Annotated in this window: 22 protein-coding genes; 17 read left to right on the plus strand and 5 right to left on the minus strand. The window is 66.3% G+C overall.

Annotated elements, in window-relative coordinates; all coding sequences use genetic code 11:
• Positions 1-25 precede the first annotated feature (25 nt).
• From OG300_RS40500 to OG300_RS40580, 17 genes are all read left to right on the plus strand, one after another.
• A complete protein-coding gene (locus OG300_RS40500) occupies positions 26-850 on the plus strand; it encodes a hypothetical protein (protein ID WP_405490489.1) in 825 nt (274 codons plus the stop codon).
• The gene (locus tag OG300_RS40505; RefSeq protein ID WP_405490491.1) at positions 847-2,553 is read left to right on the plus strand and encodes a hypothetical protein; all 1,707 of its coding nucleotides are present in this window, start codon (positions 847-849) and stop codon (positions 2,551-2,553) included. Before OG300_RS40500 ends, OG300_RS40505 begins: the two co-directional genes overlap by 4 nt.
• A gap of 42 nt (positions 2,554-2,595) precedes the next feature.
• A complete protein-coding gene (locus OG300_RS40510) occupies positions 2,596-3,099 on the plus strand; it encodes a DUF2744 domain-containing protein (protein ID WP_405490493.1) in 504 nt (167 codons plus the stop codon).
• Entirely contained in the window at positions 3,096-3,908 is an 813-nt protein-coding gene (locus tag OG300_RS40515) for a GH25 family lysozyme (protein ID WP_405490495.1), read from the plus strand. Before OG300_RS40510 ends, OG300_RS40515 begins: the two co-directional genes overlap by 4 nt.
• A complete protein-coding gene (locus tag OG300_RS40520) occupies positions 3,905-4,144 on the plus strand; it encodes a hypothetical protein (protein ID WP_405490497.1) in 240 nt (79 codons plus the stop codon). Before OG300_RS40515 ends, OG300_RS40520 begins: the two co-directional genes overlap by 4 nt.
• Positions 4,131-4,466 carry a hypothetical protein gene (locus OG300_RS40525; RefSeq protein ID WP_405490499.1) on the plus strand — a complete coding sequence of 112 codons (336 nt, stop codon included), beginning with the start codon at positions 4,131-4,133 and terminating at the stop codon, positions 4,464-4,466. Before OG300_RS40520 ends, OG300_RS40525 begins: the two co-directional genes overlap by 14 nt.
• The gene (locus OG300_RS40530; RefSeq protein WP_405490501.1) at positions 4,447-4,656 is read left to right on the plus strand and encodes a hypothetical protein; all 210 of its coding nucleotides are present in this window, start codon (positions 4,447-4,449) and stop codon (positions 4,654-4,656) included. Before OG300_RS40525 ends, OG300_RS40530 begins: the two co-directional genes overlap by 20 nt.
• Positions 4,653-5,030, plus strand: a complete 378-nt coding sequence (locus OG300_RS40535) for a hypothetical protein (protein ID WP_405490503.1) — start codon at positions 4,653-4,655, stop codon at positions 5,028-5,030. The genes OG300_RS40530 and OG300_RS40535 overlap by 4 nt, the downstream gene beginning before the upstream one ends.
• Positions 5,031-5,783, plus strand: coding sequence for a hypothetical protein (locus OG300_RS40540; RefSeq protein WP_405490505.1), 753 nt, complete (start codon positions 5,031-5,033; stop codon positions 5,781-5,783).
• Positions 5,780-6,925: a hypothetical protein gene (locus tag OG300_RS40545; protein ID WP_405490507.1), complete on the plus strand. Its 1,146-nt coding sequence runs from the start codon at positions 5,780-5,782 to the stop codon at positions 6,923-6,925. Before OG300_RS40540 ends, OG300_RS40545 begins: the two co-directional genes overlap by 4 nt.
• Before the next feature lies 1 nt (position 6,926).
• Entirely contained in the window at positions 6,927-7,520 is a 594-nt protein-coding gene (locus OG300_RS40550; protein WP_405490509.1) for a hypothetical protein, read from the plus strand.
• Between the two features lie 7 nt (positions 7,521-7,527).
• Complete coding sequence (locus OG300_RS40555; protein WP_405490511.1) at positions 7,528-7,845, plus strand: hypothetical protein; 318 nt, start codon at positions 7,528-7,530, stop codon at positions 7,843-7,845.
• A complete protein-coding gene (locus tag OG300_RS40560; RefSeq protein WP_405490513.1) occupies positions 7,845-8,147 on the plus strand; it encodes a hypothetical protein in 303 nt (100 codons plus the stop codon). The genes OG300_RS40555 and OG300_RS40560 overlap by 1 nt, the downstream gene beginning before the upstream one ends.
• Positions 8,148-8,248: 101 nt before the next feature.
• Positions 8,249-8,635 (plus strand): hypothetical protein, encoded by a 387-nt coding sequence (locus tag OG300_RS40565; RefSeq protein WP_405490515.1) that lies wholly within the window; start codon positions 8,249-8,251, stop codon positions 8,633-8,635.
• 12 nt (positions 8,636-8,647) lie between these two features.
• The gene (locus OG300_RS40570) at positions 8,648-9,301 is read left to right on the plus strand and encodes a hypothetical protein (protein WP_405490517.1); all 654 of its coding nucleotides are present in this window, start codon (positions 8,648-8,650) and stop codon (positions 9,299-9,301) included.
• A 10-nt stretch (positions 9,302-9,311) separates the two neighbouring features.
• Complete coding sequence (locus OG300_RS40575) at positions 9,312-9,806, plus strand: hypothetical protein (protein ID WP_405490519.1); 495 nt, start codon at positions 9,312-9,314, stop codon at positions 9,804-9,806.
• Between the two features lie 10 nt (positions 9,807-9,816).
• On the plus strand, positions 9,817-11,322 hold the full coding sequence (locus tag OG300_RS40580; RefSeq protein ID WP_405490521.1) for a hypothetical protein: 1,506 nt from the start codon (positions 9,817-9,819) through the stop codon (positions 11,320-11,322).
• A gap of 66 nt (positions 11,323-11,388) precedes the next feature.
• On the opposite strand, the gene OG300_RS40585 is transcribed toward OG300_RS40580, so the two are convergent.
• From OG300_RS40585 to OG300_RS40605, 5 genes are all read right to left on the minus strand, one after another.
• The gene (locus tag OG300_RS40585) at positions 11,389-11,874 is read right to left on the minus strand and encodes a hypothetical protein (protein WP_405490523.1); all 486 of its coding nucleotides are present in this window, start codon (positions 11,872-11,874) and stop codon (positions 11,389-11,391) included.
• Positions 11,875-11,881: 7 nt separating this feature from the next.
• The gene (locus OG300_RS40590; RefSeq protein WP_405490525.1) at positions 11,882-12,184 is read right to left on the minus strand and encodes a hypothetical protein; all 303 of its coding nucleotides are present in this window, start codon (positions 12,182-12,184) and stop codon (positions 11,882-11,884) included.
• A gap of 138 nt (positions 12,185-12,322) precedes the next feature.
• Positions 12,323-12,613, minus strand: coding sequence for a hypothetical protein (locus OG300_RS40595; RefSeq protein WP_405490527.1), 291 nt, complete (start codon positions 12,611-12,613; stop codon positions 12,323-12,325).
• Positions 12,610-12,780: a hypothetical protein gene (locus OG300_RS40600; RefSeq protein ID WP_405490529.1), complete on the minus strand. Its 171-nt coding sequence runs from the start codon at positions 12,778-12,780 to the stop codon at positions 12,610-12,612. The genes OG300_RS40595 and OG300_RS40600 overlap by 4 nt, the downstream gene beginning before the upstream one ends.
• A complete protein-coding gene (locus OG300_RS40605) occupies positions 12,777-12,992 on the minus strand; it encodes a hypothetical protein (RefSeq protein ID WP_405490531.1) in 216 nt (71 codons plus the stop codon). The genes OG300_RS40600 and OG300_RS40605 overlap by 4 nt, the downstream gene beginning before the upstream one ends.
• Positions 12,993-13,114: the final 122 nt, after the last annotated feature.

Consider the following 13,114-nt stretch of genomic DNA (forward strand, 5'->3'; position numbering starts at 1 on the left):
TGCAGGCCGTGAGGGTGTCGAGTTGATGCCGAAGCCGAAGAACTTCTACGACTCGCCAGCGGTCACTTACTGGATCTCCTCCGGCGGTGGGCTGCAGAAGTACCAAGGGTTTTCGTACAAGCGGCGAGATCCGTTGTTCGGTCTGGTGATTGCCGGTGACGATCCCGAGGAAGAGATCGCTATCGCTGATCAGGTGCGCCAAGACCTCGGCGACCCGGACGACACCTTCCAGCTGGAGGCCGAGACCACCCGATGGGGTGTGCGCCGCTTGACGATGCGGCTGCTCGAAGACCCCAAGAGCTTCGAGACCGGCGACTGGGAAGGTAAGGACCCGTTCAACTTTCAGGCCAATACGGTCATGGTCAGCGCTGCCTGCGAGCAACCGCATTGGGCGGCGGACCCGGTTACCTCGGCCTGGACGCTCAGCAGCGGGACATCTGGGTCGACGAGCAGCTTCGCACACCCTGGCAACCCGGGTGACATCGCGGTGTTCCCGCGCTGGACGCTCAACGCGCCCGGACAGTGGACACTGCCGGATCTGTCGTTCGGGCAGGAGATCGACTTCCAGCGCACGCCCGGCGCGGACACCAACCTGATGTTCCCGGTGGTCGCGCTGCTGGCAGGCGAGGACGTCGAGGTCGACACCAACACCGACAAGCCGTTCATCCTCACCGTGGCCGGTGGTCTCGGGCCGTGGATGCGGTCCAACGGCCGCGAAATGATCTATCCAGTCGCGCCCTACACCCCGCCGTTCTCGACCACGGTCTCGGTGACAGGTGCCACCGCCGGAGTGGCAGCGACCATCGAGGTCGACCGCTGGTATTCGAGGCCGTTCGGGATGTCGCTGTGACGGCGATGCTGTCGCACGACGAGATCCACACCGCCTGCCAGGCGCGTCGCGACCAGCTCGACGCCATGCGCCGCGCCCGCCCGCGCCCGCGACTGTGGACCAACAAACCCGACGGCTCGGCCGGCCTGATCCTCATGGGCGAAGCCGGCGACAACATCAGCGGCGACTTCCCGTGGAAGCGCAACCAATTCGGCAACACCGGCACCCTGCGGCTGCGCATGGACCACTTCCTGGCCCGGCAGATCATCCAGCTACCCGACAACCCGGACGCCAAACAGAACGTCGTCATCACCGTCGACCACTACGGCGGCAAAGTCCGCTGGTCAGGGCTGATGAAGTACTTCAAGGCCGTCAAGAAGTCCGGCATCTGGTACCTGGAGATCTGCTTCATCGACGACCTGCAATACCTGCAGTTCATGCTCGGCGCACCGAACCCACTGCTGCCGATCCCGATCTTCCAATTCCCGCGAGTGCTCCCGATTTTCGGGCCCGCGAAGTGGGCGATCAGCATGATGATCCTGCTCAACCTGATCCGGCTCGAGGGCAACCTCTGGACGTTGCCCGACGATCCTTTCGCGATCGACCAGTGGGACAACCTTTTCGACTGGAGCGGCTGGCAAGTCCTCATCAAAGCCAACCCCATCGACCTGGACGACTCGTCGCTGTGGACGCTGATCGCGACCCGTATGAACCGCATGGACCAGGTGATCGCCAACGCGTTGGACGACGCCCAGCTGACCATGCGGTACCGGCGCATCATCACCGACGACGGCGAAACCTCCGACGTCCCAGGCGTACCGATCGTCGCCAACGGAGCCTTGGTGCTCGAGGTGGTCGACACCAGCGGCTACTACTCGCCGGACGGCACCGCGACCGGCGGCGGCATCGGCGGTGGGTTCGCGCGCACCGTGCAGGGCTTCGCGGACGGCTTCGTCGAGGACGTCAGCATCCTCGCCGGTGACCCGGAATCGTGGCCGCCCAGCTACTTCGACGCGGACTACCTCGGGCCAGGCGACCCGACGCGAACGTGGATCGTGATCCGGGACAGCAAGTACAACTCGATCGACACCAGTGAATGGACGCACGGGCCAGCCACCGCGGTCCGGGCGATCGTCGGCGGCGACAACCCCCTCGCGGACAACCTCGCCCGGCTGACGATCGAAAGCATCGGCGCACTGATCGGCTACTTCCTCCTCGGCGGATTCTCCGGCCTGGGCAGCATCGTCGCCGACGTCATCATGCCGTTTCTCGTCGGGACGATCTTCGCGTGGCTGGAATGGCAAAACCATTCTCGTGCAACGAATCTCGGCTGGGCGCACCTGTGGGAAGTGTTCGGCCAAGGCGCGGAGAACAACGCCTGGAGCCTGGGCGCGGTCGTCGCCCTGCGCGGCGCGTTCCTCGCCACACAGGCCCAATCCGCACACGTCATGTCCCTCGGTTCGGGCGGCCGGTTCCTGCCGGGGCTCATGTTCATGCCCGGCGACCGCATCGGTTCCACCTTCGAGCAGGCCACCAGCACCATCCGGGTCGACCAGTGCGAGGAACTCACGCTGGGCTGGGACTACTCGGCCGGGCAACCGCACGAGTACAAGGCGCAGATCGGGCTCGCGCAGGCAGCGATGACCCTGGCGGAACGGCAGAACCGTGCCATCTCCTTCGCGCTCGCCACCCTCAGCAACATCGGCTGCCATCTGCTCAGCTGAATCCCACTGATAGCCAACATGTTTGGAGGTGACCGTGTGGATGTGAACGCTGCCCTTCGCCGGGCTGTGCCGATCACCCAAGACAACGCCGACATGGACGACCCGAAACAACATCTGGCCTGGGCGCTGGGTGCATTCCCGTCACCGAATCCACAGATGGGGATGGTGCCGGCGCTGCCCACCGTTCCGGGCATGCAGTCGGAACTGCTGTGGGAACTCGGCTTCCGCCACGACCCCACAGAGCAGACGAAATGGCTGATCCCTGGCGATCACCCGGAGGTCGGCAGCTTCAACGTCCCTAAGCGGGTCGACCGCGAGGAATACGAGCGCTGGCGTGCCGTCCACACCGACACCGACGCCTCGGCGGATCAATGGCGCGCGACCGCGGAGAGGCTGCTCGCTCAGCTCAATCCGGAGATGGCTCAACAGATCGCCGCCATGACGACCGAGGAGCAGAAGGCGCAAGCCCTCGAGGCGGCCCGCGAAAACCTCCCTCCGGCACTGCGGCGGCTCGCGGACCTCAAGCGAAAGGAGGCCACCGAATGACCATCTACGGCATCGACATCTCCAACAACAACGGCGGCGACATCGACTTGTCCCTCGTCAAAGCCGAGGGCTTCGAGTTCGTATTCTGCAAGGTCTCCGAAGGTGACGGGTTCCTGGACTGGACCTGGCCTCACTACCGCGACGCCGCCCAAGCCGCCGGCCTCGCAGTAGCGGGCTACCACTACCTGCGCGGGGACTCCGACGTGAACGCGCAGGCGCAGGTCTTCTGCTCGAACCTCGGCGAGATGCCCGCCATGGTGGACTTCGAGGCCAACTCCGGCGGCATGGACACCTTCTGGGCGTTCGTCCGCGCCTGCAATTCCCGCGGCGTCGAGATCTCCCTGTCCTACATTCCCCGCTGGTACTGGCAGAACATCGGCCGCCCCGACCTCTCGCAAGTGCCCGGCCTGATCCAGTCCTCATACGTCAGCGGCCGCGGCGGCGCCGCGTCGGTGATGTACCCGGGTGACGACTCCACATTCTGGAACGGATTCGGTGGGAAGACTGTCGACCTCCTCCAGTTCACCGACGCCGCGCAAGTCGCCGGACATCTCTTGGACGCCAACGCATTCCAAGGCACTCGGTTCGAACTCGATGTCCTACTCGGCACAATCCCATTCCCCAATTCAGGAGGACTCATGGCACTCACCGATGACGAGCAGCAGGAGCTGCTCGACAACACCCGCTACATCCGCGGTCAGCTCAGCCCGTGGCCGCAGCTCGGACACAACGACCAGGGGCAGCCGCTCACCCTCGTCGACGCGGTCGCCGAGCTGAAGGCGTGGCTGCAGCCCAAGGAGCAGGCATGAAGACCTCATTGAATCCCCTCGACTATCGGCCTGCCGAGATCGCCAAGGCTCTTGTCGCGCTGTTGACTTCCGCTATCAGCGTCCTCGGACTGGTGGCCGCGGACCTCACCACCGGCGGCCTGAGCACCGCGGCCTCCTGGGTTGCCGGCATCGCTGCCGCGTTGACCGCGCCGCTGGTGTTCCTGAAGAAGGCCGAGGTCATCACCGACGTACTCGGTGGTGATGGGACCGAGTAGAGACGTGCTCGAGTCCATCCCCTGGAATGGCATCTCCGGCGGTATCGGCACCGGCTTGGGCCTCATGGTGATCCTCGCGTTCTGGCGGCTGATGAGCACCGGCCGGATCGTGCCAGCCGAGCAGGTGGACCGGATGATGGCGGCCAAGGACGCCCAGATCGCCTACCTCCAGGACGCTCTCACCAAGAGAGATGCAGCCAACAGCGAGCTCACAGCCCAGGTGACCCGGCTCATGGTCCAGGGCGATGTGCAGACCCGCGTGCTGCAATCCCTGCCCACCACCACGCACGCGGGAAGCGACCATGTGGCGACGTCGGAGTAGGCACATCGACTTCAACCCCGAGGATCTCGACCGCGCGCGAGCGGCTGATGCCTGCGCCGCAGCGGACCTCGCCCGGGTGCGAGCGCTGTGGCCGGAAGTCGACCGGGTCGCCAATGACGCGCACGAACTGCTGTCACGCAATCACTTCGGCGAGAGCATCGAGCTCGCCTTCGAGAGGCGCAGAGCATGAAGAGAATCATCGGGCTTGGCGCGATCACCGCGCTGGGCCTGACACTGTTGGCGATCTTCCCCAACAAAGAGACCGTCGCCGATGTCATCCTCGCCGGAACAGCCGGGGTGTCATGGGTTTTCGTCTTCGTCTACATGACCCGCTCCCACTGGTCGGCGACCGCCGCAGGGCGCGCAATCATCCGCCTGGTCGTGTGCATCGCCGCGATCTGCACACAAGGTCTGGCCACCATCCTCACGGACTACTCCTACCCCGGCCGCTCGATCATCCGCCCCATGCTCCTGCTGCTCGTGGGCGTCGCGATCCTCGACCTGCTGTGGACCCTGATCCGAATCCAACGCCGCGAGACGGCCTCTCCCGACGAGGAGTCCTGAATGAAATTCGGCAAGCTGCCCGCGCGGATCAACGCCACCACGCTGAAGTTGGCGACCTACCTCGATTCCACTGTGCTGCCGAAGGTTCCGGCAGAGTTCGGGCACGAGAAGGCCATCGCGGATTACGGGATGCTCGGCAACGACGAGGTGGCCGACTGCCTGTGGGCAGGTGCCGGCCACGAGACCATGATCTGGGGTCGGGAAGCCAACACCGACATCGAATTCACCGAGCAGTCGGTGCTCTCCGACTACAGCGCGGTCACCGGTTACAACCCCTTGGATCCGGAGTCTGACAAGGGCACCGACATGCAGGCCGCCGCGTCCTACCGACGCCGGATCGGCGTGCTCGACGCGGCCGGGACTCGGCATCGCGTCGGCGCATATGTCGCACTCACTCCCGGCGACCCGGACGAGCTCGCTGCGGCCAGCTACATCTTCGGCGCGGTCGGCATCGGCCTGCGGGTCCCCGCCTACGCGGAGGCTGAATTCAACGCCAACCAGCCATGGGATGTGCGGCACGGCAATTCGCAGATCGTCGGCGGCCACTACGTGCCGGTGGTCGGGCGTCGGGCCGGTCAATTCTGTGTAGTTACGTGGGGGCGAGTGCAGGAGATGACGGTCGGGTTCTACCGCCGCTATTGCGATGAGGCCTTGGTGTACCTCAGCACTGAGATGCTGACTTCCGGCATCAGCCCGGAAGGCTTCAATCTCGCTGCGCTGCAAGCTGATCTGCAGGCATTCACTCGGCGATGACGAACCCAGGCGGCTCGGCAGGGCTGACTCCAGGCTCGTACGGTCTCACCGCGGATGGCTCGATTCCGGGCAAGGCCACCCAAACCCAGGCCGCTACAACGCAATCGCTGCAGGACGGCTTCTCCAGCAACCAGTTCTCCGGTCTCGGCGGCGGCCTGATCGCCATGATAGTCAGCTTCATCGGAGGCGCACTCGGTGCCATCCTCGGCGGATTCGCGACAATCATCGACGCGATCTCCGGGACGGTCGATGACCACTACGTCGCGACGTTGCCGACGATCACCAACCATTCGAATTCGATCACTACCCTGCAGGCCCAGTTCAACCAAGTCCTGCTGCAGGGCGTGGCCATCGTGTTCACCAGCAACAACACCTACACGCCCAGCGCAGGCATCCACAGCATCGACGTCATCATCATCGGCGCTGGCGGCGGCGGTGGCTCGGGAAGCTACGACGCCCTGCTCACCGGGTCGGCGCTCTCCGGCGGCGGAGGCGGTGGCGGCGGGGAAACCCACACCTCGATCCCGGCCAACCTGCTGCCCAAAGACGGCAGCGGCAATTTTAAGCCGATCACGATCGTGATCGGCGCGGGTGGGGCGGGCGCGGCCTCCGACAGTGGTGTCGGCACCGGTGGCGGCAACTCGACCTTCGGCCCCGAAGTCGGCGGCTCCGGCGGCGCATGGCTGCTCGGTGGCGGAGGCAACGGTGGCTCCTGGGGCAAGCCCGGCCCGCTCGCCATCGGCGGGGTAGGCATGATCCCGGGCGGCAACGGCGGCCTCGGCGGCTACATTTCCACCCCGCCAGCTGCACCGGGCTCGAGCGTCAGCAACTACGACCTCCACGGTGGCGGCGGTGGCGGCGGCTCGGGCGGCGCGTCAGCCGGTACCGGCTATGCCGGTGGGGCAGGCGGGATTTCACCCGGCGGAGCAGCCGGAAATCCTGGTGCTGCCGGGACAGCTCCGGCCTCGATCATCGCCACCGGCGGTGGAGGAGGAGGCGGCGGAGTCTCCGGTAGCGCGGGCGGCGGCGCGGGCGCGGCACCCGGCGGCGGTGGTGGCGGAAGTGCCTGTGCGGTGGGTGGCGCGACGTTCGGCGGTGTCGGCGGTGTCGGCATCTGCTTCGTGATCGAGCGATCGACCTGACGTGCATGTCGCGCTGACCGTCTACACGGCCACCGGCACCTGGACCCAACCGACGGGGCTCTACGCCATCGAGGTGATCGTCCGGGGCGCGGGCGGCGGTGGATCGTCCACCGCTGGAGGTGGCGGTGGCGCGGCGGTCGCCACGCCCAAACGCATCGCTGCTACCGACCTGCCCAGCTCGGTGACGATCACGGTCGGCGCGGGCGGCTCCAGCGGCGGCGATGGTGGCGCGAGCGGATTCGGAACCTACCTGATCGCACCAGGCGGCAGTGGCGCGAACAACGGCGGCACGGGTGGCCTGTCCTACATGCGTGGCGGCGCAGGCGGATCCGGCTCGGGAGTGGCAGGCACCTCCGTCACTTCAGCGCCCGTGCGGCTCTTGGCCGGCGGTGGTGGCGGTGGTGGCTCGAGTGCTGCCGGTGGCGCGTCCGGACGAGTCGCTGCAGGGACTTCGAGCCCACCGCTGTGGCAGGCGTGCCAGTCCGGCGGAGGAGGAGCAGGCGGCAGCGCCGGTGGGTTCCCAGCGGGCGGTGGCGGATCCAGCGCGGCAGGCGCGAACGGCGCGGTGACCGTCATCCAATACATCTTCGACTAGGAGTGAAATGGCCACAGCCACAATACAAGTCGCCGAAGTTGGCGGGTTCGTCGGACGCGCTCGATGCTTCGAGATCGACCCTCCGTACGAGACGCATTCCTACGTCACCATCTGTGTCACGCCTGCTTTGGGCGGTGTCGTCAGGCCGAAGGCGGATATCTTCCCCGCCACCGAAACCGGTGCGTGCGCGGAGCGGTCGCTGATGGCGCGGGCTGGCAGCTTCGTATTGCACGAGGAAGCCGACACCGAACAGAAGCTCGACGATTCCTACGCCTGGGCGCTGATGCTCCTCGGCGGCTACGCGATCCAGCCGCAGGACGCCTGATGGTGTTCGAAACCAAGATCAAAGACCCCGCCGAAACCCTCGACTACAAATTCGACTGGGGCTCACCGGGATCCGCGCAGCCCTACCTGGAGCCCGGGGAAACGATCAGCGCTTACACCCTCGGCTTTCCCGATGGCCTGACCCCGGAACCTGGCGACGCAATCGTGGACGGCGGCCGTGACGTCCTCTTCTGGGTCTCGGGCGGCACCCTCGGTGTCACCTACGGCGTGACCTGCCTGATCACCACGAACGCTTCCCGCACTGCCAAGCGCACGATGCCCATCCGAATCGAACTGAGGTAGCTGCCATGACCGCTGCATTCGAAGTCACGCTCACCGCCGACGCCGTGGTGACTCACGCCGACGGCACCACGGATTCCGATACCCCGCAGGAGGACTGACCCATGGCCACCGGATTTCATGCCGTGAACTTGGTGAACAAGATTCTGGACCACCTGCGCGGCGGGACCGCGTGGACGCAGCCGGGCGGCATCTACATCAAGCTGCACACCGGCGACCCCGGATCGGCGGGTACTTCGAACGCGTCGACGGTGACGACCCGCGCCCAGGCCACGTTCAGTGCCGCGTCCGCAGGTGCCATCGCCTTGTCGAACGCGCCGGCGTTCTCGATGACGGCAACCGAGACGATCAGCCACATCAGCCTGTGGGATGCCTCGACGTCCGGGAACTTCCTATGGTCGGTGCAGCTCACCTCGGCGAAGTCGGTGGTCAACGGCGACACCCTGACGCAGACCACGCTCGGTGTCAACCTCGCTCCGCTGGCAGCCTGATCGGAATCCGCTGTGCTGCAGTGGTATCGGCGCTACGACGGATTCCCGAGCACTCTCGCCAGCGCCTGGGTCCGGCGCAACGGCAGCACGAATCCGCTGACCGCGTCAGGCGTGCTCACCACCAACACGACGGCTGGCTTCTATCCGGCCGAATTCACCGGCCGTCCGACCCGCGGCCCGGACCAGTATTCGGCGGTCACCGTCGCCGCGTTGCATCCCGGCACCAGCGGCGGCACCGCGTCCTGCCTGTTCCTGCGGTCACCGAACAACGCGACCTCGGGCACCGTCGCCGTCTTGTTCATCACGAACAGACAGATCGGCATCTACACCATGAACACATGGGCGGCCGGCAGTCTCACCGCGCAGGGTGGCGGCTACGCCAACGTCAACGGCGGATCCGACATGCCCGCAGGCAGCCGCATCGAGTTCTACGTCGCGAACGGCACCTTCTACGGCACCTACAACGGCAGCACCATCGTGACCTGGGCCGACACCGGCGCAACCGTCTCGACGACCGGCCGATATGGCGGCGCGATCATGCAGTACAACTCCGACGCCTCAAGCATCAACGGCTGCATGGGATTTGACGACTTCGTCTTCGGTGATCTGCGGCCCGTCGACGTCGCCATGCCGATGCAGTCGATCAACCGGCCCACTTCTTTCTGAAGGAGATCCTATGGCGCGCAGACGATTCATCGTCTGGAATGGAGCCACCGCAGCGCTCACCGGAGCGTTGGCGTCGGTGGCCACTGGCACATCCGTGAAGACGATGTTGCAGCTCAAGCCGACCACCAACATCGCAATCCTGGAGTGGGGCTACAGCTTCGATGCCGTGCCCACCAGTCTGGTCAAGGTCGAGCTCATCACGACCGGAACGGTGGCGGCGACCGTAACCGCCTACGCCTCAGGCGATGTCATCAAGTACGACGACGCCGGATCGGCTGCCTCAGCGATCTCGTTGGGGACCTCGGCCTCCGGATACACCGCCTCCGCCGAAGGCACGATCACCTCGACGCGCCCGCTGGCCGACCGCACCGAATGGGGGCAGAGCTTCAGCCAGCAGTTCCCCCTCGACCGCGAACCCGGCGTGCAGGCCAACGATCTGCTGCGCATCCGGATGACCACCGCGACAACGATCAACGCCCTCTGCTACGTGATCTTCGAAGAGTAAGGGCCACTGCGTGTCTCGGATCGGGCGCGCCCGGCCGGTATCGAACTACCGTCCTCGAACGGCCAAGCCGTACGTTCCCGCGGACGCGTCGATCACCGGCACGGCAACACTCACCGCCGCCGCTGTTCGAAGCGCCCCCGCCGACGCGTCGATCACCGGCACAGCCACCCTCACCGCGGCAGCACAGCGCAGCGCCAACGTCGCGGCCACCTCGACCCTGACGGCAACACTGACCGCCGACATGGCGACCGGCCCCACTGTCGACGCCAGCAGCACGCTCACCGGAACCCTGACCGCGGCTTTCCACCGCACCGCCGGAGTAGACGCCACCCTCACCGGCACAGCCACCCTCACCGCGGCGGCCGCCAGCGCCACCACAATCGCGGCCACCTCCACCCTGACCGCGACACTTACCGCCGACTTCGTCACCACCCGGCCGGTCGACGCAACGGCCACGCTCACCGCGACACTCACCGCGGCGATGGGCACCTACGCCGAAGCACCCACCTCGACTCTCACCGGCACCCGCACCGCGAGCATGATCCGCACCGGGGCCGGGGTGAAGACCGCCCAAGCGCTCACCACCCTGACCGCCACCGCGACCGCCGCTATGGGGCGCCGCACGCCGGTCGACGCCAGCACCGCCCTGACCGGAACACTCACCGCAGGGATGGCCGGCGTACTGCACGCAGCAGCGAACTCCTCGACGCTGACCGCGACGTTGCGCGCCAGCATGCACATCGTCGGCGCACCCGAACCCGTCACGCCACCCGAACGCACCCAACGCATTACAGCCGAGGACCGCACGCTGGTGATCTGTGCCGAGAACCGGACGCAACGCATTCTCGCCGAACCCCGCCGCCTGCACGCACGCCTCGCGGCCGAGGAACTCGTGCTGCCGCCGGGCATCGTGCTGCCGGGACCTCCGGCCAGCAAGCTCGCGTTCAACGATTCGTTCGGCCGCGGATCACTCGGTGTTTCCTGGCTGGTGGGCGCGAACGCACCGATCATCGCGTCCAACCAGGTGCGCGCTGGCAGCTCGGGCCCGAACTCGGCCACCACCTACTATCCGGCGCTGTGGTCGACGCCCACCGGCACGAACGATGTGGAGGCAACCGCGGTTGTCGTGACCGCCGGCGTGAACCCGGACTCCTCGCTGGGGTCCGGTCTCATCGTGCGTGGCAACACCGGCTTCGATCGGGTCGAGATGATCGCCACCACAACGACGGTCGCGATCGTCACCGTCATCGGCGGGACACGCACGGTGCGGCAGACGGTGGCTGTGTCGGTGCCGAACGTCGTCACGATCCGGTTCGACGCGGCCGGCCACACCTACCGGGCTTACATCGGCAGCTCGGCCACCCTGCCCGCGGTTGTTTGGGTGGACAGCGGCCACCTCATCGCGATCGACGCCACCACTCGACTGACCGGCATCGTCTGCTCCTCAGCGAAGGACGGCAGCGGCACCGCGAGCTACGGGTGGGAACTCGACGACTGGACCGGGAAGGATCTGTAACACACTCGCGCACATGAAAAGCCGCCCCAGCCGTACTGGCTGGGGCGGCTTTTCGCATGCCCGGACTTATGCGGTGACTCCGTGCAGGTAGATCTTTTCGATCAGCCGGTCGAACTGGTGGTGGTCGGAGCCAAGGGTGACCAGTACGGGATTGGCGTCGTCCTTGATCCGGAACTCCAGCTTGGACTTGCCGAAGACGGCCCTTGTCAGGGTGGCGCTCTCCAACTGCCCGAGTGGGATGGAGCTTCGGCCGGCCGGTTGGGAAACGTCGATGACCGCACCGTCGAACCTGATCAGGATGCTGCCGCTCCGGGCGGTGATCGGAGGTATGCGGCCCGGGCGAAAGGACATAGGTGTCGGAGGCTGGCTGCCGCTCACCGCGGGGATGTTCGGCATCGGCTGTGAGTTGCCGATGTTCTTCGCCTGCTGCTCGGCGATTGAGGTCTGCTTGCGCAGCTCGTTCAGCTGAGCCCTGGCGACGCGCTGTTTCTTGCTGCTCCCGCGGACCGCGCCACCGGTGGCGATCATCAGGGTCTTGCGGATGAGTCCCATGGCGGCGCTACTGGGATGCGGAAGCGCTGCCGCTGGCAAGGATTCCGGCGAGCTGTTGCGCGAACCCTTGGAGGCTGAGGGGAGATGCGTTGCCGCTGTCGCTGCGGTGGTAGTCGACGACGTACTTGTCGCCCTGCAGCAGGATGCAGTCGGCGGTGTATCCAGCATTGCGATACGACGTCGCCGTGTCTTGGCATGCCGAGTATCCGTTGATGATTCCCGTGCGGTCCGCAGAGGCTGCGCCTGCGGTGGTGACGATGCCGACGACGGCGAGGGTGGACAGAACAGCAACGCGCACAATGCGATTCATATGATGACTTTCGTATTCGGTCCGCGTCATATGCGTGGACCGCCCTATCTGGATCGGTGACCCCGACGCACCGTGGCGTGAATGCTGCCCGACAAGGCTGCGGCTGTGTAGCTGCGCTCGAAGAATTGGCACGATCGGTCAGCGACGGCGGTAGGCGCGAGGATGGTTACGTTCGATGGACAGGACATCGCGCCCATCCGCCGACACGATGAACCGGTCAGCGCGCTCGCGGGCCTCAGCAACCGAGTACTCGGACGCCTCGCGCCAGGCGACCGTCCACGCGCAGCATTTCGCGGTGGTCCCCTTGATGCGCGCGGTGACGCCGTTCGGTAGCTCCTTGGTCAGCCACCACTCGGCTGGGTCGCCTTCGAGCTTCCAGCCATCGACGGCATCCTCGGGTCGGATGGGGCCGAACGGTTCGGCGGTCATGGCTCGATGTCGATGACCGCGTACCGCTCGAGCTCCCGTCGCGTCGGCTCCTCGAGTTCCAGCAGTTCCTCGGCGCTGAGTGGGAAGCCATCGTCGCCGATGGCGTAAAGCCCGTCGGGTCCGTGCAGGAATCCCATCGGTCCGCCCTCTCGGCCGGGCGCGCTCATCGCCGTATCCGGCCGGAGTCGGGGACGAGCTTGCCCTGCCGCTGCAGCTCACCCCAGCCGACGGTCTTCGCGACGCATACGCCGACTCGGCAGTCGACGTGGATCTGCATGGCGTCGTGGGGGTTTCGTAGCGCCCACTCGCCGTTGTCGTGCGTGAGTGCGGCCCGCAGCGCCTTGGCGTCGGGGCCGCCGGGGATCTCGACCAGGACCATGGTCGGGCCCTTTCTTAGAACCGTCCTGTGGTGGAAGCGGCACCCGGCGGCGGAGGTACCTTGGACGCGCCGTCAGCCGCCGGGGCCGCATAACTGACGGTAGGTATGAACAAACCATTACG

The sequence above is a fragment of the Nocardia sp. NBC_00511 genome, assembly GCF_045161165.1.
In the GTDB taxonomy this organism is placed as follows: domain Bacteria; phylum Actinomycetota; class Actinomycetes; order Mycobacteriales; family Mycobacteriaceae; genus Nocardia.

Excerpts from the sequence above, each read along its gene's own strand:
- OG300_RS40540 (WP_405490505.1), top strand. The coding sequence starts at position 5,031 with ATGAAATTCGGCAAGCTGCCCGCGCGGATCAACGCCACCACGCTGAAG.
- OG300_RS40560 (WP_405490513.1), top strand. The coding sequence starts at position 7,845 with ATGGTGTTCGAAACCAAGATCAAAGACCCCGCCGAAACCCTCGACTAC.
- OG300_RS40500 (WP_405490489.1), top strand. The coding sequence starts at position 26 with ATGCCGAAGCCGAAGAACTTCTACGACTCGCCAGCGGTCACTTACTGG.
- OG300_RS40555 (WP_405490511.1), top strand. The coding sequence starts at position 7,528 with ATGGCCACAGCCACAATACAAGTCGCCGAAGTTGGCGGGTTCGTCGGA.
- OG300_RS40590 (WP_405490525.1), bottom strand. The coding sequence starts at position 12,184 with ATGAATCGCATTGTGCGCGTTGCTGTTCTGTCCACCCTCGCCGTCGTC.
- OG300_RS40565 (WP_405490515.1), top strand. The coding sequence starts at position 8,249 with ATGGCCACCGGATTTCATGCCGTGAACTTGGTGAACAAGATTCTGGAC.
- OG300_RS40545 (WP_405490507.1), top strand. The coding sequence starts at position 5,780 with ATGACGAACCCAGGCGGCTCGGCAGGGCTGACTCCAGGCTCGTACGGT.
- OG300_RS40585 (WP_405490523.1), bottom strand. The coding sequence starts at position 11,874 with ATGGGACTCATCCGCAAGACCCTGATGATCGCCACCGGTGGCGCGGTC.
- OG300_RS40525 (WP_405490499.1), top strand. The coding sequence starts at position 4,131 with ATGGGACCGAGTAGAGACGTGCTCGAGTCCATCCCCTGGAATGGCATC.
- OG300_RS40535 (WP_405490503.1), top strand. The coding sequence starts at position 4,653 with ATGAAGAGAATCATCGGGCTTGGCGCGATCACCGCGCTGGGCCTGACA.
- OG300_RS40520 (WP_405490497.1), top strand. The coding sequence starts at position 3,905 with ATGAAGACCTCATTGAATCCCCTCGACTATCGGCCTGCCGAGATCGCC.
- OG300_RS40515 (WP_405490495.1), top strand. The coding sequence starts at position 3,096 with ATGACCATCTACGGCATCGACATCTCCAACAACAACGGCGGCGACATC.
- OG300_RS40600 (WP_405490529.1), bottom strand. The coding sequence starts at position 12,780 with ATGAGCGCGCCCGGCCGAGAGGGCGGACCGATGGGATTCCTGCACGGA.
- OG300_RS40530 (WP_405490501.1), top strand. The coding sequence starts at position 4,447 with ATGTGGCGACGTCGGAGTAGGCACATCGACTTCAACCCCGAGGATCTC.
- OG300_RS40575 (WP_405490519.1), top strand. The coding sequence starts at position 9,312 with ATGGCGCGCAGACGATTCATCGTCTGGAATGGAGCCACCGCAGCGCTC.
- OG300_RS40595 (WP_405490527.1), bottom strand. The coding sequence starts at position 12,613 with ATGACCGCCGAACCGTTCGGCCCCATCCGACCCGAGGATGCCGTCGAT.
- OG300_RS40605 (WP_405490531.1), bottom strand. The coding sequence starts at position 12,992 with ATGGTCCTGGTCGAGATCCCCGGCGGCCCCGACGCCAAGGCGCTGCGG.